The 21,164-nt window shown below is 42.6% G+C and carries 25 protein-coding genes; 11 read left to right on the top strand and 14 right to left on the bottom strand.

The annotated features are described in order from the left end of the window. The 3 genes from AABK37_RS32235 to AABK37_RS32225 form a co-directional block, all read left to right on the top strand. A partial coding sequence (locus tag AABK37_RS32235) for a hypothetical protein (RefSeq protein ID WP_432555554.1) occupies positions 1-644 on the top strand: 644 nt, incomplete at its 5' end. A 546-nt stretch (positions 645-1,190) separates the two neighbouring features. After that, positions 1,191-4,820, top strand: coding sequence for a hypothetical protein (locus AABK37_RS32230; protein WP_432555553.1), 3,630 nt, complete (start codon positions 1,191-1,193; stop codon positions 4,818-4,820). A 98-nt stretch (positions 4,821-4,918) separates the two neighbouring features. Further along, on the top strand, positions 4,919-5,314 hold the full coding sequence (locus AABK37_RS32225; RefSeq protein WP_432555552.1) for a hypothetical protein: 396 nt from the start codon (positions 4,919-4,921) through the stop codon (positions 5,312-5,314). A gap of 278 nt (positions 5,315-5,592) precedes the next feature. Here the strand turns inward: AABK37_RS32225 and AABK37_RS32220 are convergent, their stop codons facing one another. Next, positions 5,593-6,972, bottom strand: coding sequence for an ATP-dependent DNA helicase (locus tag AABK37_RS32220; RefSeq protein ID WP_432555551.1), 1,380 nt, complete (start codon positions 6,970-6,972; stop codon positions 5,593-5,595). Between the two features lie 228 nt (positions 6,973-7,200). On the opposite strand from AABK37_RS32220, the gene AABK37_RS32215 reads away from it, so the two are divergent. Both AABK37_RS32215 and AABK37_RS32210 read left to right on the top strand, forming a co-directional pair. After that, complete coding sequence (locus AABK37_RS32215) at positions 7,201-8,097, top strand: tyrosine-type recombinase/integrase (protein WP_432555550.1); 897 nt, start codon at positions 7,201-7,203, stop codon at positions 8,095-8,097. Between the two features lie 46 nt (positions 8,098-8,143). Continuing rightward, positions 8,144-8,575: a hypothetical protein gene (locus tag AABK37_RS32210; protein ID WP_432555549.1), complete on the top strand. Its 432-nt coding sequence runs from the start codon at positions 8,144-8,146 to the stop codon at positions 8,573-8,575. A 177-nt stretch (positions 8,576-8,752) separates the two neighbouring features. Here AABK37_RS32210 and AABK37_RS32205 read toward each other — a convergent pair whose 3' ends face one another. Then, on the bottom strand, positions 8,753-9,016 hold the full coding sequence (locus tag AABK37_RS32205; RefSeq protein WP_432555548.1) for a hypothetical protein: 264 nt from the start codon (positions 9,014-9,016) through the stop codon (positions 8,753-8,755). Positions 9,017-9,262: 246 nt separating this feature from the next. After that, positions 9,263-9,541, bottom strand: coding sequence for a hypothetical protein (locus tag AABK37_RS32200; protein ID WP_432555547.1), 279 nt, complete (start codon positions 9,539-9,541; stop codon positions 9,263-9,265). A gap of 254 nt (positions 9,542-9,795) precedes the next feature. On the opposite strand from AABK37_RS32200, the gene AABK37_RS32195 reads away from it, so the two are divergent. The 5 genes from AABK37_RS32195 to AABK37_RS32175 all read left to right on the top strand — a co-directional run bounded on the left by AABK37_RS32195 (position 9,796) and on the right by AABK37_RS32175 (position 13,622). Beyond that, positions 9,796-11,589 (top strand): hypothetical protein, encoded by a 1,794-nt coding sequence (locus tag AABK37_RS32195; RefSeq protein ID WP_432555546.1) that lies wholly within the window; start codon positions 9,796-9,798, stop codon positions 11,587-11,589. Positions 11,590-11,816: 227 nt separating this feature from the next. Next, complete coding sequence (locus AABK37_RS32190) at positions 11,817-12,059, top strand: hypothetical protein (RefSeq protein WP_432555545.1); 243 nt, start codon at positions 11,817-11,819, stop codon at positions 12,057-12,059. Between the two features lie 125 nt (positions 12,060-12,184). Beyond that, positions 12,185-12,409: a hypothetical protein gene (locus tag AABK37_RS32185; protein ID WP_432555544.1), complete on the top strand. Its 225-nt coding sequence runs from the start codon at positions 12,185-12,187 to the stop codon at positions 12,407-12,409. 279 nt (positions 12,410-12,688) lie between these two features. Further along, positions 12,689-13,081, top strand: a complete 393-nt coding sequence (locus AABK37_RS32180) for a hypothetical protein (RefSeq protein ID WP_432555543.1) — start codon at positions 12,689-12,691, stop codon at positions 13,079-13,081. 10 nt (positions 13,082-13,091) lie between these two features. Continuing rightward, a complete protein-coding gene (locus tag AABK37_RS32175; RefSeq protein ID WP_432555542.1) occupies positions 13,092-13,622 on the top strand; it encodes a hypothetical protein in 531 nt (176 codons plus the stop codon). A gap of 254 nt (positions 13,623-13,876) precedes the next feature. Here AABK37_RS32175 and AABK37_RS32170 read toward each other — a convergent pair whose 3' ends face one another. The 11 genes from AABK37_RS32170 to AABK37_RS32120 all read right to left on the bottom strand — a co-directional run bounded on the left by AABK37_RS32170 (position 13,877) and on the right by AABK37_RS32120 (position 20,421). Beyond that, entirely contained in the window at positions 13,877-14,278 is a 402-nt protein-coding gene (locus AABK37_RS32170) for a hypothetical protein (RefSeq protein WP_432555541.1), read from the bottom strand. A gap of 239 nt (positions 14,279-14,517) precedes the next feature. Beyond that, entirely contained in the window at positions 14,518-16,533 is a 2,016-nt protein-coding gene (locus AABK37_RS32165; protein ID WP_432555540.1) for a hypothetical protein, read from the bottom strand. A 74-nt stretch (positions 16,534-16,607) separates the two neighbouring features. Beyond that, entirely contained in the window at positions 16,608-17,267 is a 660-nt protein-coding gene (locus AABK37_RS32160) for a hypothetical protein (RefSeq protein WP_432555539.1), read from the bottom strand. Positions 17,268-17,275: 8 nt separating this feature from the next. Continuing rightward, positions 17,276-17,704, bottom strand: a complete 429-nt coding sequence (locus AABK37_RS32155; protein WP_432555538.1) for a hypothetical protein — start codon at positions 17,702-17,704, stop codon at positions 17,276-17,278. A gap of 35 nt (positions 17,705-17,739) precedes the next feature. Beyond that, entirely contained in the window at positions 17,740-17,955 is a 216-nt protein-coding gene (locus tag AABK37_RS32150; protein WP_432555537.1) for a hypothetical protein, read from the bottom strand. An 81-nt stretch (positions 17,956-18,036) separates the two neighbouring features. Then, entirely contained in the window at positions 18,037-18,366 is a 330-nt protein-coding gene (locus tag AABK37_RS32145; RefSeq protein WP_432555536.1) for a hypothetical protein, read from the bottom strand. Further along, on the bottom strand, positions 18,359-18,592 hold the full coding sequence (locus tag AABK37_RS32140) for a hypothetical protein (protein ID WP_432555535.1): 234 nt from the start codon (positions 18,590-18,592) through the stop codon (positions 18,359-18,361). Before AABK37_RS32140 ends, AABK37_RS32145 begins: the two co-directional genes overlap by 8 nt. Next, positions 18,571-18,741 (bottom strand): hypothetical protein, encoded by a 171-nt coding sequence (locus tag AABK37_RS32135; protein WP_432555534.1) that lies wholly within the window; start codon positions 18,739-18,741, stop codon positions 18,571-18,573. The genes AABK37_RS32140 and AABK37_RS32135 overlap by 22 nt, the downstream gene beginning before the upstream one ends. Next, positions 18,738-18,965: a hypothetical protein gene (locus AABK37_RS32130; protein WP_432555533.1), complete on the bottom strand. Its 228-nt coding sequence runs from the start codon at positions 18,963-18,965 to the stop codon at positions 18,738-18,740. Before AABK37_RS32130 ends, AABK37_RS32135 begins: the two co-directional genes overlap by 4 nt. 53 nt (positions 18,966-19,018) lie before the next feature. Continuing rightward, positions 19,019-19,348: a hypothetical protein gene (locus tag AABK37_RS32125; protein ID WP_432555532.1), complete on the bottom strand. Its 330-nt coding sequence runs from the start codon at positions 19,346-19,348 to the stop codon at positions 19,019-19,021. Further along, positions 19,348-20,421, bottom strand: a complete 1,074-nt coding sequence (locus AABK37_RS32120) for a ParM/StbA family protein (protein ID WP_432555531.1) — start codon at positions 20,419-20,421, stop codon at positions 19,348-19,350. Before AABK37_RS32120 ends, AABK37_RS32125 begins: the two co-directional genes overlap by 1 nt. 268 nt (positions 20,422-20,689) lie before the next feature. Here AABK37_RS32120 and AABK37_RS32115 point away from each other — a divergent pair, with 268 nt between their 5' ends. Continuing rightward, positions 20,690-21,055: a ribbon-helix-helix domain-containing protein gene (locus AABK37_RS32115; RefSeq protein ID WP_432555530.1), complete on the top strand. Its 366-nt coding sequence runs from the start codon at positions 20,690-20,692 to the stop codon at positions 21,053-21,055. Positions 21,056-21,164: the final 109 nt, after the last annotated feature.

Genomic DNA, 21,164 nt, shown 5'->3' with positions numbered 1-21,164 from the left:
CCAAGTTGTTGATAGCGTTAGCAGTTAATGCAAGTTTTACGGACGATGCAATACTAATTGATGCCTCACACTTACCAAGTGTGCGATCGCTCCTTTTGACTTTTGAAAATCATTTTGCAAGTTGGGCATCTGCCATGAATAGAAAAGCGACAATTATCAAAAGCCGGACTGGGGATATTCGTATACCTGCTAACATTGCAGCCACCAACATGGAAACATTAATAACTGATGAATCCAGCAAACTGCTCTGGTTCGCAAACGTTGCCATTAGCCCCGGACTTTTATTGATCGCTAATGAATTAATGAACAACCCCCGCCGCGCCGGAGTTACGCGCCTTAGTGATGAATTACAAATCATCATGAGCGACGGTTGTAACATCCTTAACCCTGGTCATACAATGCAGGAGGCTTGTACCTGGACGCGATCGCAATTCTGGGATGCTCAAGATTTAAACGATTTCCGGCGTGAAGTCCGACAACGCGGCGAAACTGTATTTGAGTACACCTGGCGCAGCTTTGAACCGACAGACCCCACAAAAACTAACGATCTGCAATTTACGACTCGCTACAGATTGTTTGATGGTGGCGATGGTCAAATGTACCAGCTATGCGAAAATTTGGGGATGCAAGAGATACAGTTGTAGTAACTTTTATTGTCGTAAGGATTTTTTATGAGTAGTATCACACCAGAAAAATAATATCCCAAAATTAAAGGAATGTGAGAGATGACTACACAACAACGACTACACTTAACGACGGCATTAGATCGATCTGCAAATGAATGCAACTCTAACAACACTGCGTTAAAGCGAGCGAGTTATCAGAGTTTGTACTCGCAACAATATTACCCAACTGCTAAAACCTATGCAGTTGGGTAATTTTGCGTTTTGTGACATATAAACAAATCTAGAGTAAATAAGGAAAATGGCTCTTCTGTTTTAATGCAGCTTCTGACTTCATTCCTCTTCTGTCTGTTCTCGCAGACCGTCTTTCGCTCACACGTTTAGGAGACGTGCAAACAAAAGACCAACAAAATCCTTCGCTCCAACAAAGACAAAAAGAACCAAAACAAACTTAGCTCCACGATAGCAACTATTCAAGCGAAGGGAAAGTAGGAAAAATAAGTCTGTAATGTCATAAGTTGCAAAAAACAGAAGGGCTGTCTCCGAAAGCACAGGAGATCAGCCTCAATGACAAAGCACTTGACCGAAAAGAAAGCGGCAACTAAATCCACCGCTAAATCATCACACAACAAAGGCTTTACACCCACTCGCGCTTTTAACCCGTGCCAGATATGCAGCGATACTTCGGGTAAATGTCGGGAAACTGAAAGTGTGTTGCTGTGCATGAACATTACGGATGCACACAGCGCGACAAACAGTTTTAAGTTTATTGGTTTAACCAAAGATGGATTATGGGGTAAGTTCGTTAAGGATGATGGGCAAAACTTTACCCAACAACAGCGCGAACAATGGCAGCAAGAGCAAAAACTTCAAAAACTTTCAAGGCTGAAGGCAGAACAACAGCGGCGATCTGGATCGCTGTCCGAGTCAGATCGGAATAAAGAAATTAGTTTGGTTTTATCTCAACTATCGCTCTTGCCTGAGCATAAAACTGATCTACAACATCGGGGATTAACCGACGAGCAGATCGCCGCTCTGAAGTTTTGCTCGGTAGAGCAGTGGCAAAAACTAGAGAGTGAAGTTAGTTATAAATTAGCTGGCATTAGCATCCACGGTAAATCCCTCATCACCCAAGCAGGTTACATCTGCCCAATAAGAAATCCCCAAGGGCTAATTACTGGTTGGCAGCTGCGTGCAGATAATGCCTCGGATGGCGGTAAATATAAATGGGCATCTAGCAGAACAAGAAAGCGGACTTACGGTGCTTCATCCCATTTGCCCAATGGTGAACTCCCAATTAACTATTGCCGTCCTTTAAATCAATTACAGTCTCAATACATTGGTTTAACCGAAGGTATCCTCAAACCACAAATCACAGCTATTAAGCGAAACCAAATTGTTTTGGGTGCAGCTGCTGGTAACTTCGCTGGATCACCAGCCACTTTTAAATCTTATCTAGAACATGCGTCATATGAACTTGGCAACACAAAAGATGTAATTCTCTATGTTGATGCTGGGGCGATCGCCAACCCCAATGTGATGAACCAATATCGTCGCACTTATAAACTCGTAACTAAAATTGGCTATAATTGCGTCGTCGCCTGGTGGGGACAATATAGCAAGACGGATTGCGATATTGATGAACTATCGGCAGACGTTGAAGTTGCTCTCATCACGTTTTCACAATTTGAAGAGATCGCACGCAGTTCTAACCGAGACGAACGTTTAACTCAATGGATTAAAGACTTATTCGGCAAACTTGCTAAAAAAGCCGATAAGCAAATGCGTCGCTTCTCTCATCGCAAAAAAGAAGTACTTGTTGAAGCCGACGAAATAAAAGCGCGTATCGTCGCATCGTCACTTCCTCAAGCCATTGATTATATTCCCGGTTCGTTGCCGACACCAGAACAATATAAGCAATTAAATTGTCCCAAAATTCGTTATAAAAGAGAAGAGCGTTTGCAGTTCTGGGAAGAAACTCAAACTGCCGGGTGGCAACACGTCCTTGATAACTCAGCACCAGGGCTGGGGAAATCTCACGAGGCGGGATGTGCTAAACCTGATAACTTTGGAATTGAAAAACTCTTTTACTTAAGCGCAGATCATCGCAATCCGACAACGATGACTGTTGAGCAAAACTACACTGACTTAACTGTAAGGCATAACGGGTTAAAATTAGATTTCAGTCGCAAGACACCTTTGGGACAAGATTTTCAAGTATGGGCGAACAGTAACGAAAAACCAGATACTCAAGGAAATTGTTTTAGAGCTGACTTGTTCGCGGCACTACGCTCTAAAAACATTCCGAATATTGAAGGCAGGGAATCTCCTATTTGTGCTACTTGTCATTTAGCATCTGCTTGCCAAAGTACCAGCGGTCCTGGCTTCGGATTCCGCAGTTTACGAAGAGACGCATTAAGTCAACTTTGTGTGCGAGCGCATCCAGATAGTCTTCCAAAAACCGATGAATTTGATTATAATACCGTAGGTGCTTTCTGGGATGAAACAAGCACACTCTTAAAGGCAACGAAAAATCTAACCTTTGAACTGAAGGACTTTGAGCATCAGATGGGTGAGTTAGAAAACAAGTTGCCATCAGTTCATGCAGCTTTAAGACCGCTCAGAGTTATATTGCGAAATCTCCTCAAGGAGGAAATTTTACCAACATCCCGACATGGTTTTGATGATGCTGATATCCGAGCTTTATTACCAAACAAACCGGAAAACTTGGCAGACATGATTAATCAAATTGAAACTGCGTTAGTTCCCGATTTAAATTTCTTAGAGTCAGCAGATGGCATTGATGTTAAGTCGGTTGAGAAAGAATATAGAGCCGCTGCTTATACTGCGTCTCTAATAATGCGTCAACAAAACTATCGCATAGCAGATAAGGGAATAAACTCGGTTGCTTTAAACTGGCTTGTGCCATTCCTCAAAGTATGGAATAGGGAGCGTGGGTCTTTGCGGTGCGAATACGGAAAATTAACAGTCCACACTCGCAACGATCGCCACAGCGAACTTGCGAATGCCTTTAAGTTTAATATTTATCTAGACGCAACTCTAACGACTAAACTACTAGCGGTAAAACTGGGCGTTAACCAACAAGACATCCTGGTTGCGGAAGAAACCCCACCTAGTTATAGCAATTTACAGATTATTCAAGTTGCTGGATTAGGCAAGTTGGGTAAAGTCCGCAGTGAAAGTTTAACTAAACGAGTAAATGCTCTTAAAGCTGAGTTAACTTCGCGTCACCAAGATGAAAGTGAAAGTAAAATTGCTTTTATTGATTGGAAAGCGCAGGCAACTAATGACGAAGGCTATCACTTCCGTGATGGACGAGGGATTAATCGTTTTCAAGATAAGTCAGCTTTAGTTAGCATTGGTGTACCTTATCCGAATATCGGGCGACTGCAAGCCGAGTTTCAAACTTTGACCGGATGTTATGTGTCGTTAGAAAATTCCAACTTTACTGAAGAGTCTTGTAGCGACTTGGAGTTTGCTCCAAATCCAGACATTCAATCTGCTATACAAAAACAGTTTCAGTTGTTCGTCTCTGAACACGTCCAAAGTGAAATTATTCAAGAAGTAGGCAGACTGCGTTCCCACAAGAGACCAACAGAACAATTAACTTATTACTTTGTTGGCGACTATGATTTGAGTTTTTTATTTGATACTTACAGTGACGCGAATTTTCAATGCCTCCAAGCCTTCAGCATCACACCAGAAGCCGGCACTGCATATGAACAAAATAAGTGGGTCATGCTGCAAGCTGCGCGTCAGATAATAGAGTCGGGAAAAAAATTAACTCAAGTAGCGATCGCCAAAACTGCCAATATGACCCAAGGCAGAATCAGCCAGATTGCCAAGGAATTTGGGGGATGGACTAAGTTCCAAAAAGTATTATCTGCGCTACTAGAGGGCTTAAGTAATGGGGATAATGCTACTCATGTGCAAGACGTTGAGACTTCTTGGCTGGCTAAAACTTACTTGCCTCTGTTGGCAGAAAACCCAGATAACCACTCGTCAGTTGAGATCGTCAAAGAAATAGGAGCGTTGTTGCTTGTTTATAGACACAAAATGTTTTGTGCAATTCTGAGTGAAATGTCAATCCAAACTAAAGCGACAATACTTGGGCATCTTTTTAGGCTGTTTTCCCCAGAGTTGCGAGAAGAATTTACAGAAATGTTACTAAATTAAAATATTTTAGGCGATCGGCAAAATGCCGAATTTGGGCATTTTAACTATAGGAGTTATGGGTACAAACCCGTTGTTATTCAAATCCTACATAAAGTGTTATGCCTAAATATTGCCGCGACCAAGCCAGAGAAGAATTATTTTTGATGATGGGAGGAGGAGCCGCTACTGGCGTTGCTGGTGCTATTCCGATTGTTGGTGCAGCAGCATTTAACTTGAGCCTAACTGCGGTACAAGCTGCCGTAGTAACTCGCATTGCTCAAATTTACGATGTGGATATAATTGCAGCCGGGGGAGCAGGAGCGCTAGCCGGAGCAATTATCGCAGCGGGTGCAGGGCAGTTACTTGCAAGAGTTGGCGGTACAATAGCGGGATTCATCCCTGGTGTGGGAGGACTAGTTCAGCCAGCAATTGGCGCTGGTGCAGTTAAGGCATTTGGCGAAGCTGCGATTGCCTACTTTGAAAATATACATCCTAACAAGATTTACTCTTCGTAGTCGTGGGTGAGTGAAGCGGGCTGCACAACTCGGTATTCAAATAGTGAAACAATAGTTCAACAAAGCGTTGAACAAATATGCCTTCACGTATGCGGGGTGTAGACGTGCGTGTACACGGTAGAATCAGATAGACATAAGTTCTATTTTGTCACGCCCACTATAGGCTTGAGCATGTCTGTAGGGGCAAATTTGTACTATCTTGCCCCTGGTGTGAAATGCGCTACGAGTGAAACTTCCCCCGGTCACTTTCACATCAGCTTGGCTATATCTACGCCAATTTAAAACTTGCTCAAAACATACAAATGCTCAGAAGCGCGACTTCCGCCAACGTACAGAAGCTGATTTCTCAGCTTTGATTCTCGACAGCCAAACACACTGGCTAGATCCAGGAATACTTGCTTGAACGTACCACCTTGGGATTGATGAATCGTTTGGCAGTATGCATATTGAAGTCGATTCATCAGCGATCGCCCAGCTACCAAGTTGAACTTTTCGAGGAAAGCGTAGAACTGAATCCATTCATATTTTCTTACTTCTTTAGGAAGTTCTAGAATTTCTTTCTTCCAATTACTAACAAAATGTTTAACACGCTCCCAGGAATCAGGATGAACCATAGGTAGGGTTGCCTCTATGCCTAAGTCGGTTTCAACATCCAGATAGTAGCAGTCAATTTTTTCTTGACCCATTCGTGCGGTTCCAGAGCGCACTTCCTTCACCGTACACTCGGCGCAAGATTGCATGAAGATAAACTTCCGTTTTGGATCGTCTAATCGCACACGAATACCATCGGAATTGACGTATTCATCGCCCTGGCTTAAAAATATTGGCTCCTTCGCTACGAGTTGCTCCCCTTTGACAAAAGGCTCATCTTCACCGACTCCCATGACGCTTGCACGCACTATGCTGTTAATTGCTGATGCCCGTTGATTAGTCCAAGTTAGCGATCGCACTGCAAATGGATCTTCTTTGTCCGCACATTGGAAGGCAAGAATTAATCTAGATTCCCATTCCTCCTTTTGGCACTTAGTAATATTGCCGGATGTTAAAGCGCGAGGTGGGAACTGCGCTGATAAATCTTGGCGGATAGCAGTTACCCAATTAGCGATCGCTCCTGAGTATCGCATCACTTGGGTTAGTTCGTAACCAGTCGCCATCTGAAATACCGGAGATTCGGGTTCGTTTATTGGCGGTAGCTGCGCGGGGTCGCCCATAAATAGGGTCGGAGTCTCTTGCTTTTCTATCAGAACCAAAAGTTCAGAATCGACCATTGAGGCTTCATCAACTACTACTAAGGCAAAATCACAGAAAAAAGGCTCTTTACTCCATGAGTTAACCTTCAGCTTCTGGCGACCTTCATGGTCGTATTCTCCCGGCATTACGTGCAACAGGGAGTGCAATGTAGCAACATGTACGTTTTTTAGATCGTACTCTTGTGCCATTCTTCTTAACACATGCACCGCTTTGTGAGTAGGAGCGCAGATAGCGATTTTACCGTTGGGCTGCAACGCTTTAATTATTCGTTGGGCGCAGAATGTCTTGCCAGTTCCAGCATATCCACGTAGGATAAATGGCGTGTCGGGGTCGTTAAACCACGCGATCGCACTTTCAAAGGCTTCTTTCTGTTGTGGCGATAGATCGGCAAATAGCTCACTTTTCAAATTTGTTATTTGCATATATTTACGTTGGTTAATTAATTCCTAACCAAGTTAACACTTGCTGTTTTCAAGTGTTAGTGGTCAATGAGTAGGCGTAGATATAGCCAAGCTGACGTGAAAGTGCGCTGCAAAAAACTTGTGTTTGCTTGTATGCGGGTGTAAACGTGCGTACACAGGGTAAAATTAATCAGATGCAAGTCCGATATTATCGCCCCGTCTCAAGACTTTCACATGCCTGTAGCCCTTGTCCACGCAGAAGAAAGAAAACAACTTGCACACCTCGCGCCGATTGATGCCCAGGTGAAATTAATTGACATGTGGCTTTACGGTAAGTCCAAATTAACAATTGATGCTTATCGTCGCTACATTACTTTGTTCCTGGCGTATGTGGCGAAACCAATTGTCGCGGTGACGCTGGAGGATTTATACGATTTTGCCATGCATTTAGAAGCTTTGGGGTTGGCTCCCAGTAGTCAAACAATTTATCTTTCCGCTGTTAAATCGCTGTTGACATTTGCTACAAAGATGGGTATAATTCCCTTCAACATTGGTGCGATGATGAGCCTAAAAAGCTCACGCACTAGTTTAAATGAAAAAATTCTCAGCGAGTCGGAAATTACGCGCCTGATTTGGAGTGGCGAAAAAAACCCACGCAATCGGGCTATTTTGCGGTTGCTGTACGGTGCTGGGCTGAGGGTGAGCGAACTAGTAGCCCTAAAGTGGAAAGATTTAGCACCACGCGGCGACAGCGGTCAAGTAACTGTGTTGGGAAAAGGCGATCGCGTTCGTTCTATATTACTACCTAAAACCCTCTGGGACGAATTGCTACAACTTAAAGGTGATGCTTCAGAACTTGACCCGGTATTTCCCAGCCGAAATGGTAAAGGGAAAAAGCATCTTGATCGCAAAACTATCAATGTAATTATCAAAGCTGCGGCAGAAAAAGCTGAAATCACTACAAAAGCTTCTCCGCATTTTTTACGACACAGCCACGCCTCACACAGCTTAGAACGCGGTGCAAATATCGGCTTGGTACAATCAACGCTGGGTCACGCAAATGTTGCTACAACTTCCCGCTACCTGCACGCCAGACCTGACGACAGCAGCGCGATGTATCTGCCGTTGTAGTTGATATACTACTAGGTATAATAACACGTTTACAAGTGTTTACGATATGTCTACAGTACCATTATCCGTCAGAATTCCGGTAAACCTTCTAGACAAGTTGGATGCCAAAGCTTCGGAGCTTAATTCGACCCGCACTGATTACGTGCTGGCAATTCTAGCTCAAGCTGCTGGCGTAACATTACAGCCTAGAGGCTCTGTAGACGAGGTTGTAGACAGTCGTATACAAGCAATGGAAAAGCGGTTGACCGCGTTAGAAAAGCAGATTCAATCTGTCGTCAATCAACCTACTTCTGAGGTTCTTTCGCAGGCTGATTTAGCTAAAAGGCTTAAAGTAAATCCATCTACTATTTATAAGCGGCGTGATTATAGCACAAAGTTTTTTGAGTGGACAAGTTCTAGGGACCCGTTGGGCTGGGCGTGGGAGCCGGTGCCAGGTGCATCCCCGCTGATTTATAGGCGGGTTCGCAAACGCGGTTGATTAAAGTTTGTTGGCGCTACAATAATGCGATCGCGCCCTTGCACAAAGTTCATCAATTTCACTTTTGATATATACGCTTAGTAACATCACTTAGTAGTAATGCAGTACTACTGAGAAGTCATTTGATGAGCGTTCTTCATATGCACCAGTTACACATACTTATTAATCGTGCGATCGCTAACTCGGACTTAAATTTTCCCTTGCCCACCTCTCAATAAATTCCGACCGGGAAAATCCACCAGCTTTAGCAGCTTTTGATATCAAGTCAATCGCTGTTGGCGTTAGGGTGACATTAAAGTTTCTTTTAACCTCTTCGTGCATAATAGGCACACCCCTTCTCCTAGCTTTGCCCTCAAGATACCCTTTGGGCATTTTATGCTTATCACTACTTTTTGCTTTCCCTGCCATACAAATTAAGCGAGCAACAATCACATTGTACACAGCTTTAGTCCAAGCGCCTAAACTTAAATTTCTGCCTGAAAGCTTTGGTCTGCATAGATTCCAGGTTTTTTATCATGGTCAAATACCTTCAGGCTAAGGCATATATAAGTTTGGTTTATGCGTGTATTATGCGCTTAACATGAGGGTGATTTAGCTATATTACCAATTTCATCATCCTTATATCACCTGCAAGGCTATCTGTTATAAAAAGACGTGCATAAAAGTTAAAAATGCACGTCAAAATGTCTACAGTTTATCCCCAGGTACAACCGTCGTCATAAATTCATAATTGCGATCGCACAAATAACGAGCGTCTTTTTTCACTAATTTCATAAACTCGTAATGGTCATCCCACTTGCGTCGCAGCAAGCACCCCGCCGATGCCCCCCCAATGTTATTTGTGGGGAAATCAAATCCTGAGTGCTGGTTAACAGCGAAATCAGAACCCGAAACTAAGCGATCGCCGGTCCTCTTATAGTCGCGGTTGTAATCACGATAGCCTTTTATTTCCCCGGTCTGAACCAATGCTTCGTGTGGGTGCGCTCCAGAGCCATAATGAATGCCAACCTTCCAGGCTTTATACTGTCCGAACGCGATACGGAACGCGCCACCGGGATTGACCGGAGACTCTGTGTATGTTCTCCCAGGTTCTGTTGTGCGAGTAGAGTTTAATCTAAAAAGGTGATATAGTCTAATTAGACAGACATTTATTTAACTTATATTTAGTCCAAGCGTTTGGACTAAATATCAAAGCTAATCCGTTGAGATGTATATCACCTATGGCAACCAAAACAATTTTTGACGCTTACTCTGCGTATTCCGCAATTCCAGAATACAAAAATCAGTCGTCAGTGCTGATTAGCACGATAGGAAGATACCTTATTTCGGTTTGGGGTGGTCAAGCACCATTAGGCGATCGCACAACTCCCCGCGAACGAATTGCTATTGAAGATTTTCTAAAAACCTTACCCATTACTTTATTAATTGATTCAGTAAAAGTTTTGTCACAAGCTTTTGAAGCAAAGAAAATAAGCAAAGCAAACAGTAAAAGTTACAAATCAGCCTATAAGTCGTTTGTTGATTGGACACAAAACAATGGATATTTAAAAGCCGAATCAACAGGCAAAACTGCCGCTTCTGAAACAAAATCTACTTTATTTAAGAGGCAGCAAAAAGGCAGCGGAAGAAAAAAAAAGGGAAATTATCACGGTAAACATCATAAGCAAGCTTACGCTCTCATGGCTAGATATAGTAACTCAAACGTGATGAGTGGGGAATTAATATATCCAACAGATTACATAAATGAGGATTTAGCTAAAGAACTAAAAACATTTAAATTTTTTAGATGTCAAAATCATAATTGTTCCGAAGCAACTATTATAAAAGATATGGCAAGAATTTATCAAATATTGGGTTGGTTACACAGATATAAGGGCTTGCCTCTAGAGCAATTAAGCTTAAAATCAATTATAAATTTTATCCAATTAAATATCCCTAAAGAAAAGGCGACTAACTCCAAAGGAAAATACAATCAGTCTAAACACATGCTTGAAAAAGCTTCCGCTAGGGAAGACGCTGTAGATTTAGCTAATAAAAATAGAAACCTTATCCAAGAATATCTTAATTTTGTAGGAGGTCATCCAAGGACCCAAGCAATAACTCTCGCTACTTACATTGCGGTAGCTAAATTTGTATTTAGAAACGAGCTAGGTACTGATGATTACATCGACGAAACTGAGTTGCCGATAATGAGAAGACTTAACCAATTATCTAAGATTCTTAGCAAAGACGCTAAGTCTACACCACCTTCTGTTGCTCACGCAGATAAAAGCATTCCTTGGGAAGAAGCAATAAACCTTTTAGAGCTTTGTAGACAAAAAGCTGATGCGACTAAGGACTATTATGGAAAAATAAGAAATAAGAATGCCATCGTAAATAATTTACAAACATTTTTATCTTTAGCTTTTATGCTCTTAATTCCTGTAGATAGAGCAAGAACGTATTACGAATTGAAAATTGGAGAAACTTTCGTTTACGGTATACATGAGGGAGGTAGGTTTACGCCAGTAAGTAAGATGCAAGACCCCAGCGCAGCCACTTGGTATATTCATTTGATGCCGGGTGACTACAAAACTGGTAAGATTTACGGCGAGTATTGGGGAATAATGCCAAATGTGCGATTTTCAGATGGTCAAAAACTTTATAAATATATTGATAGATGGCTTAACGAAGGAAGAGAGTATAAACAGAAATGCAATCACAACTTCTTTTTCAGAGGATCGATAAAATACGAAGGATTAAATGCAGGTGATTGGCGTGGTCGTATAAAACAAGTATTTGCTCAGGAAACGGGGATACCAGTTACGCCTAAAGAACTTAGAAAAATGTATGTTACTTACCTTAATAACAAACAAGCTACCAACGCTGAACTAAAAGGAGCTGCAAAGGCGATGCACCACTCACCAAATATGCAAGAGAGAATTTATAACTCGCAAAACATATTGGATAGCATAGCTCCTGCTTATGATTTCAACGAACGGATGCATAAAAAGGCTTTCACTCCACCCGTGTAAAGTTTGCGTTTGCGATAGCTGACTTGTCAGTTCGCATTCGTGTTGTCAGGAGGAATGCGATCGCGTTCCTTTACAACTAACTGTTTACACCTCGTTTACGCATACGTAAACAGTTGATAATCAATCCACAATTCATTACTACTGCCACTTGTAAACGATGTTGTATACAGTCGTAAACGCAAGTGTTAAACTGCTTGTATACAATATCGTAAACATAGGCGTAGACAATGGCAAGTAAGATAATTTCATTTCGCCTCCCAGAGGAATTACTGCCCAAACTTTCCGAACAATGTCAGCAAGGGGAATCAGTTAACGATGCTGCAAGGCGAATTGTGGTTGATGCTCTCGGTGGGCAAATTCCCCTACCCCCAGCGGCGGACTTAACCGAGCTAATCAGTGAAGCGATCGCCCAACATCTACATAGTGTAAACAGCCGTTTACAGGTGGTTGAAACAAAGTTGGGGGAGTAGAAAGGGGGAAAGCTTCTGCTCCCTCCCCCGAACGCTATAAAAAATTAGAGACTGATTTAAAAGGAGCTAAGACTGAGCGCAAGCAGTTAAAAGCTGAAAACTCTCTCTTAAGTAAAGAGTTGATTGTGAAAAATGATTTGTTGGGGGAATTGGAAAAAGAAATTGAGTTACTTCAGTGTGGCGATCGCACTGAAGAAAATTTGTCCCAAGGTCAGCAACAGATTCTAAATGCAATCCAACTTATGCTGACGAAGCATGAATCAAAGGACAAAGGATACCGGGCTAATAGCGCCGCGCAGTTGATAAGGGACTTGAAGGAATTAGTTACGACATTGGACAATGACCAGTGATGAAATATGGAAGCAACTGAAACTCATCCCTAGCATAAATTAAAGATGCGATCGTCATGACAGTTGTTTTTCTAATTATTTCACGCGATCGCGCTCACTGTGATTTTAACAATAGTTGCCTAAAACAACTAAACAACAATATCGTCTGCGGAATTTCCGCAGATAACTTGAAAGGCACACACAATCTTTAACTTAACTTCAGTGGCTTTGCCGCACCAGCAACTAATTACGGAGGGTTACATTTGGATAAATAAAAATATTTCTTACATAGTATTCAGTATGGTCTACCTTCAGCGTTTAGTTTGTGGCTTGACAAGTGCTGTTATTTCAGTGACTGGTTTTATTGCGAGCGCTTCTGGGCAAGATTCGGATAAATTTGTCAATTTAGGTTTTAATAGTGCTGGAAGTCCGATGCTGCTTGATATAAAAAGTATTCGAGGCACTAATTTTAAGATTTATCAGTCTCTGTCAAGTGAACAAGTTTTGGTTAACAGTTTCAATGTAAGTTGTGGTGAGGCAAGGCTTTTCGCTACTGGCAGTGTCTCTTATACCCGTGATGGGGTGAAATTAAGCGAATCTAAGAAAAGGCAGGAATTTCAATATCAGCAAGGTTCTGCTGCTAGCAATGCTATGCAATTCATTTGTCGGCGTATTGGCGCTCGTGGTTGGTAAAGCAAAAATCATGTTAAAACAACTTATTTTAGCAATCGCGTTAAGTAGCTTTATATATCCAACAAGTCAAGTACACGCACAAAACTCTAGCTGTGCGAATTTTTGGCTAAATCCCAAAACTGGACAGGAAGAGTGCTTTACCGGTACTCCTGGCTCGGTTAATCAAGATAGGACTGTTCGCGGCATTACCGGACGAACCGAGCAGTTTAGCATTTCCAGCTCTCCTTTAACAATTGTTGATAAGGTAATAGTACCCTGCCAAAAAAACTGCTTCCCCGGTATTAACGACATATCTATAGGTGTTAAAGTTGTTAATAAAGGAAGTACGCTAAGGCAAGTTCATGCAATTGAGTACAACCTGATTTTGAAGGAATACAACCAGGTTATTGACACTGGGTTTGTTACTAATATCGGTAATTCTACTTTGCGTCCTGGTGAGTCGGCTATTTTGGTTACTTCAATTTCCGCTTCAGTATTACCAAGGGGAGCGAAAGTGCAAGACCTTGAGGTGATTTTCTTAGCTAGTCCATTAGATGAATAGCTAAAGTATATTGCACTTATAAAAAAATGCGATCACGGCAATTTCACAACTATTATATCTACGCCGTATTCTGCGGCGATTGAAGAATAGGATTTACAAAAAACCATTAACTATATTGCTGTTAATTGCTCTACCGCCAGTTCATGAAAATGCGCGTTGCATGTGGAGTAAGACTGGTTATCTTAAGCCAAAATGAAAATCCCTCTTCCAGATTGGTTGAGGGATTTTTTCATGTCCGGTTAAGCGTGGAAAGGCTATGAGAAATCAGGACAGTTTTTAGCAGCTTCAGTGCAAACAGTAGCCGGATGCACCGCGCATTGCAGTTCCCAATTATCATCAAAGTATCTGCAATAAACACACATGCTGTTTGCCTTTTTCGCCTCCGCCTCTCGCTTCTTCCCCTCTGCGATCGCGTGTTGTGATTCAATTCTGTAATCTTCAGAAGCTACCACCCCACAAGCAAACACAGTCCCGCCGACCGTGAAGCCAGCACCTAGAGTTAAGCATTGTTGCAACACCCTTGGAATTGGTTTACCAAAAATACCATAACCAATCATTGCACTTGTTGACAAAGTGAAAAGGGTTGCACTGCCTACTATAAAAATAGCGCTTCCGTAAATGACTGCTCCTTCAAGGTCTATGTTCATTCTGCTCATGATATTTCCTAGTAGATTGATTGGTCTATTTAAAAAGTGACTACTACCATTGATTGAGGGTCGTGACATTGCCGTGGATACCGATGTGCGCCGTGACGTGTCGTGATATCTGCCGTGGCTACGGCACGCTCTGGGTAAGGGATGCCGTGACGAACGCCGTGATGCCGTGAAGCTCTGCCGTGGCTCAAAAGGGGGGTAGGGGCTTGGTTTTTAAGCTCACGGCATCACGGACCCTAAATCTACCAACCCACTTTTGACCAGCTATCTTTTCCATTAAAAGTCAGTCGTCCCCTCATAACTAACTCGGTTAAAGCAATAGTTAGTAGGACATCTTCTATCCCTGCTAGCCTGTCAGCCTTCTTTAAATCTCGGAGCATCTTAGGCTCTTTGTTCTTAGCAGAATCAAAATACTGCATTACTTTATCTGAGACAGGATTAGTAATTGGTTCCACCTCCACCTTCTCGCTTTCTTCTTTACCTTCAACTTCGGTTGTGCCTTCAAAGGTGATTTCATTGCTAGCCTGCAACGACTTCTCTAAGCTCTTAATTACGTCGCTTAACTTCTCTGCTGCTGGTTTAACTGTTGGCAAAACAGTTGACCATTCCTTCCTAAATTGCTGATACTCGTCATGAACCTCGGATGGGACAATACCAAATGTCCAATTGTTGAAATTAGCTAACACCAATGGGACATGAACTTCCTCTTCAACACTGTCAAGTTGTGTCTTAATTTGTTGTCGCGTTAAATTATCTGCTATCAAATTAGGATTGTTAAGCGCCTGCTCAATAAACTCACGCTTATCGTTATGAGCTAGAAAAATCATAGTGCCGACAGAACGAGATTCGCGTGAGCCTACGAACGGCAATGCGTCAACGTTGGAAGAGTGAGAAGATACCCAAAGTGCGGCGTTATTCTCACGACCGACCAACCACAGTTTATTAAGTGCGGCGTATAAAGTAGGTAATAGAGGCTGTGCATCAATGTCCTCTTTTTTGGAAAGAACAACATCAAAGGTTGTCGGGTTAATAAACAACCCACCCAATGCCGCTTTAAATACCTGGTTCATAGTCAAAAAGTCATCCAGAAATAAGCGCTTAATGTACCCATCCTGACGCTTACATGAATCTATAAATCGTAGGATTGCGATCGCAGAGGATCGCGGACTATCCTCCACACCTAAACAATTATCAGAAACACCTCTAAAAGCCTCAACATCATCATCCTTTACGACAATGGCTAAAGAGTTAAAGCGTGAGCCATAGGTTTGTTTTAAGCGCCCCCAAGCCGTACCCAGGTAGGTTGTCTTACCCGCGCCTGGTGCAGCGAGAATAACGCAGCCACCCAATTTACTTTTATCGGCATCAGTTACCAGCGCCTGTAAAATATCCCAGGCGTTTTGGTTCATTTTAGATACATCATCAGGTGCAGACAACGAGGAGCTACCATTCTGAGTAGGTTCTTTTGATTCAGGTAAGGAAATCGGTTGATTTGGTTTGTAATTAGCGTCACCGTACAATTCCTCGTTACTGATAAATTTAGGTAACTTCGGTTCAATAAATTTCGGCTTTTTAACTTCTAGTTCTGCGCGGTGTTTTTCAATCGCCTCAATTCTCACACTATCAACTCTCAAGTCCGGTGCGACATTAAGCAAATGCGCTGTCACCTGTTCAAAGTTTGGAAGCGCACCCTTAAATTGAAGAAAGCTGTCAAAAATCCATCGGTACGCATGAAACCTTTTGAGAGGCTCTACTTGGGTTAAATAGTCAGTTAACAGTGCAAAATGAGTATTTAGAAATTCATACTCTTTCCGTTCTCTTGGAGAAAGGTAATGTTGAAGTTGTTCAAATTCGTTTGCCTCATTACTTTGCAATTCCCTTAGCTCCGCGTTACCTAAAGTACCTGCTAAATCTAAAATATTCCCCCGGACAAATGGGAGTGGGGAGAATGAACCGGTGCGGCTAGCATCCAAAAAACATCCATGCACATAACCCACCAGTCCCAGCACCACACCAATGGGTGCAAGCGGTGATAAGGCATGAAGAAAAAAGCCAGTGGTTAATACTGCACCAGATATTAATTTATTGGCGTTAATGCCGGAACGTTCCTCCCTTCCCAGTTCTAAAAGTTGGTCACATCGCTCCTTTAACCAATCAGCGACATAATCATTTTCAAGGTATTCAATCGTAGGGTAAGACGCACGAATATGCGCGGTCTGTGGCGTTTCTAGCCGTGGTACAAGTGGTTTGTCTTCCATGATAAGAGTGAAATATTGACAGGCGATCGCCCCCAGTTGATGAGGAGCCTCACGCTTTACGCGATCGCGTTTAATTAACCTTTCAGCATCCGATAAACGACGTAGCCCAATTCAGCAGCAACAATTGAAAACAAGTTATAAACAAGGCACTTAAAAATATCACCAGGGTCGGAAAACTGTAAGGGATTGCGACTGCTGAAAGTTTGAATTAAATCGAATGACCAAGACGCGATCGCAATCAATCCAACTGTCCTTGGTGATACCCCACTAACAGCCTTTACTCCAAATGCAGCATTGCGAATCGTTGCTGACTGAATTATTTGGATAACAAAGCTGAGGGCGACGGCAAAGATGAAAGCCGGATTAAAAATAATTCCTGCCCACGCTTTTGGTGGGAAGAAACTAAAGCCAGGGACCCACGACCAACCAGCCCAAGTTTGCTCAAAGAAGGGGAAGAGTGCAGCGCCTTCAAATAAAGATTGCCAATACGAATCAGCCGTGAATAAAACCCCAACTGTAAAGACTAACGAACCAAGTGCAACAGCACCCACACTTCCAGCTTCTGAAAAATGCTCCATAATTGAAGCTAAAAAGCGGGGGATAATTGAAATTAAAACAACAAGCCATTTAGCAAGAGTATGAAAAATATCTGATTTATTTTTCTGCTGTTTGCTAGGACTGCTTAAAGGTGTTCGACCATCTGAAGTTGTTAAAGGTGGTTTGTTACTTTCCATAATTTCTCCTAGTTATCTGAGCTAATTACTGGTGCGTTTGTGCAGGCTGTTGACGTGTCACCCTTCCAAATAAATTTGCGATCTTGAATTCTGCCGGCGCAAATGTTGCTGCGGTCGTACACGAACACCACTTCATCCGCTAAATAATGTTGAAGTGTTTGGCTCTTTATCCGAGGGCGCTTGCTGTTGTTGTCATAGTCAATTAACCGTAGAGTTTTACCCTCTGGTAACAGTCCAGTTTTTTGAATTAACTCGGCAGTCGTCTTTCTTTGTTGGATGCGATCGCGATTCACTTCCTCGCTAGCTGCCAATTGTTTTTTAGTTGCAAAAGTTGTGTATTCACTGGGGGCTTGGATAAATAGTGGAGCGATGATTAAGGCTCCCCCAAGTGCGGCTACTGCGGTAGGGAAAATATATTTGTCGGATCTAGATGACATAGTTTTAGTGGGGCGCTTATAACGCCCCAGGATGTTTATTCGTGATGTCGGTAATGCTTGATTTGATTAAGCAATGCCTCAGCTAACGCCAATTGTTCGTAGAAAGATAGTTCGTCAAATCTCTCAGTAGCTGACGTTATGTGATTGCCTACAAGATTCGGATCGTAATTTTCTGTCGCATTTGCGGTCATTGTTCCAGTCAAAGATGAAAGTAGCCAGAGTCTTTCAGAGTTGTTGAGGGCTTCACTCATTCTGTCCCCAACTTTCTTTCATCTCGTCAAGCAGCGTGAAATCGTTGTCAATCATAAAATCTCCAAAGAGAACACTAATGTTTAGTCAGCGAAAACAAAGTTGTCGGGTTCGCGATCGCCATCCTCAAGAGCCGAAAACTCCCAATAGTTCATCTCGTTTAGCCGATCAAAGATGTTTACCGCAGTAACTCGCAGTGGGTCAAAGGGGTCATCGCTAATTTGGCTAATAGCTGAGTGCAACCCAAAAGCTAGTTCGTTCGCGGTGTCCGGGTGAATGCCATTCCCCAGGAACTGACCAAAGGCTACTGCGTATTGATGATGGTCAATTGTTGGATAATTCTCAACAAACCATGTCCCAGTGAAGGGAGGGTAAATCGGTTCTTCCTCTTCTTGAAAAACGTATTCAGACATAGTTAAATCCTTGGGTCGTGGTATAAATGATGATTGTTTGAGGGACTTGTAACCGCCTGCCTCCCCCCCGGTGTTGCGGTTCTGGCTCGGATGGGGGCGGTACAACGATTGCCAAAATCAATGAAGCTGCTAAAATCTGCATATTCGGGTACTTGAAGGTGTTCGATGTGGCGATCGCTTGTCTTGGCAGAGGGGCGATCGCGCTTAATCTTTTTTCAAAGCCCAAGCGATGATTCCAATTCGTCCGTAGTAGTGAACTGATATATCTTCAAAGTGGGTGTCTGGAGATACCACTAACCCGGTTTGAGAGAATAACAGACCGATAAGGTCGCCAAGATCAATATCTTGCAATGAAGCGAAATCTTCAATCGTCATGATTCACCACCCTCTGCAATATGATTGGCTGCCCAATTCAAAGCGCTGATTGCATCGCCCAAACTCATATCGCCGGTTCCGGTCGCGGTTTCGCACAAGTAGCTGTAAGTGTGCGGATGCTTGGATCTGAAATCGTTTAGTTGGGTTGCGATCGCGTCCAGCTTCAGTAAAATTTCAGCGCCGGTCGCGTCGTCAAATACTAATACTTCGGTCAGTTCGTCCATTGTTTTCTCCTATGAATTTTCTAGATGGTTTAGCGCTAATCAATACCTCGGTGTTACGCTGCCTCTTCAAACTTGTCGGCTAAATCTGCATCAAAATCAAAATCATCTGCTTGCTGTAGTACTGGTTGTTCACCGGTCTTTGAAGCTAAAGTCACAACTTTATTTACAGGGCTTAAGCTTGATAACCAATTGAAAATTCTCGTAATTGGGACGAGAGACATTAATTGATGCGCTTGTCTGTGTTCGTAAACAATTCGGTTTACCAAAGTTGTTAAATCGGAAGTTGTTACTTTCTCTGATGACTTTCCCAAAACTCGCAATGATTGAGACTTTAAGTATTGTTCGATGTCCGGCTCAATTCTTACTCTTATGTTCTCAGCCATTATTTAGTCCTCCCCAAAATTCCTGACGACATTCTTTGCAGCCCAATTGCATTAGCCCAAGAGCCATTGGAGACAGCAACAATCTTCTTATCAGCAAGCATTTTTGAGACACCTGGCATCTCAACACCACCACCCCAGGCGACAAAACTTTGAGATGCATCGCGCCACTCTTCAATTTCTTTGGCGACTAAACGCAACCGGTCCCTTAACCACGCTTTTAAGTGCCGAGCATAAATTGAGCGGAAATTAAAATCACGAGTACCGTACCCAAATGTGGTGTTCTCAATCCCAATTCGTATTGTTTCCACACTACCAGATTTGCCAGTTCCGAGAATTTTAATTAATTCACTGTCAGTGGCGATCGCACTCAATAAATCAATACAGCCACCAACTTCTAAAACTTGGCGGTGAATAATACTCCCCCCAGGTGCGAACACTGTAGCGATAACTGTTGACGTTCCCAAATCAAGAGCAATTGCAGTTCCCGTGCGATCTATTAATGGCGGGTTGGCAGCAACGCAATAAGAATATGAGCCAGCACCTTCTGGCAGAACTCGTGCAACAGTTAAATTGATTTGAGAGGTGGAATTGTTTTTACCCCCAAAACTAACGGTGTGAACACCCGCTATTTTAGTTGTCAATAATTCCTTAAAAATCTTGGCATTATGAATACTCAAGATTAAATGCAAGTTCCAATGTGGTTGATAGGGCAATGTCGCTAAAGCACCCAATAATGTATGCAGCGAGTACTCTACTTTTAGTGCTGGATCGTCACTCAATTTAATGTGAGTGGTTGGTGCTTTCCAGTTGGCTAACGTGCCAGTGAGAAATTCACGACCAATTAAATCTTTTCTGTCGCCGTCGTGGTAAAAGAAATGCCCGCCCTCCGGTGATGACAAATTGTCATGCAATTCTTCCCTAATTTCCAAAACTTTTGATGGGGTGCGGACTCTCGTTTGAGACGCACCACTGCCAAAAACAATCTTCACCAATCCTGCCCCGGTATCGACTCCTGTGGGAATTAATAATGGGCATTGGGAATTTTCAGCCGACATTGGCTGAGTTGCAATCATTCTCAATTTTCTCCTTAAATTCGTTGCAGCCCTTTTCCTTACAGGTTTTACGCATTTTCAGACAATAAAGCTCTGTCACCGGAAATTACCTGAATTCGGCTTGGTGTAAGGGGTATGGGCTTTTCTGGTCTATGGTTGCTATAGTAGATTTAAGTGGCATCTACTGTCAAGTACTGCAACCTACTAGTTTTACGAATCTTTATGTTTTTGAGTTATGCGAGTAGATTTATGTAGAGATTAATAGATAGTACTGGATTAAAAATAATTAATGCCACAAGGACAGTATCGAAGACCACGCATCAACTTTGGAATTGAAGAAACCTCAAAGGAGGAACTAGAAGAGTGGGCAAAACAAGAGCATCGGACAGTAAGCAATTTAGTGGAAGCAACCGTAGAAACAGCACTTGCACAAAGAAGGCAGGGGAAGGAAAACATCAAATATAATTCATCGGTAATTACAGAAGACGACTTTGACCAAATTAAAAAATTCATTTCTCTCCTATGTGGTGACAGGGAACGAAATGGAATTAGTTTTGTACTTTTAGGACAAGCTCTAGGTTTCGAGCCTGAAAAGTTACATGACCTCTATCAACTAGTGCTGCAATGCAGAAAGGATAAAACCAAGAAAAAATGATTGACACCAAGTTGTTGATAGCGTTAGCAGTTAATGCAAGTTTTACGGACGATGCAATACTAATTGATGCCTCACACTTACCAAGTGTGCGATCGCTCCTTTTGACTTT

Origin of the sequence: Tolypothrix sp. VBCCA 56010 (assembly GCF_050875635.1) — a bacterium.
GTDB lineage: Bacteria > Cyanobacteriota > Cyanobacteriia > Cyanobacteriales > Nostocaceae > Hassallia.
This window is presented reverse-complemented; position numbering and strand designations above follow the sequence as displayed.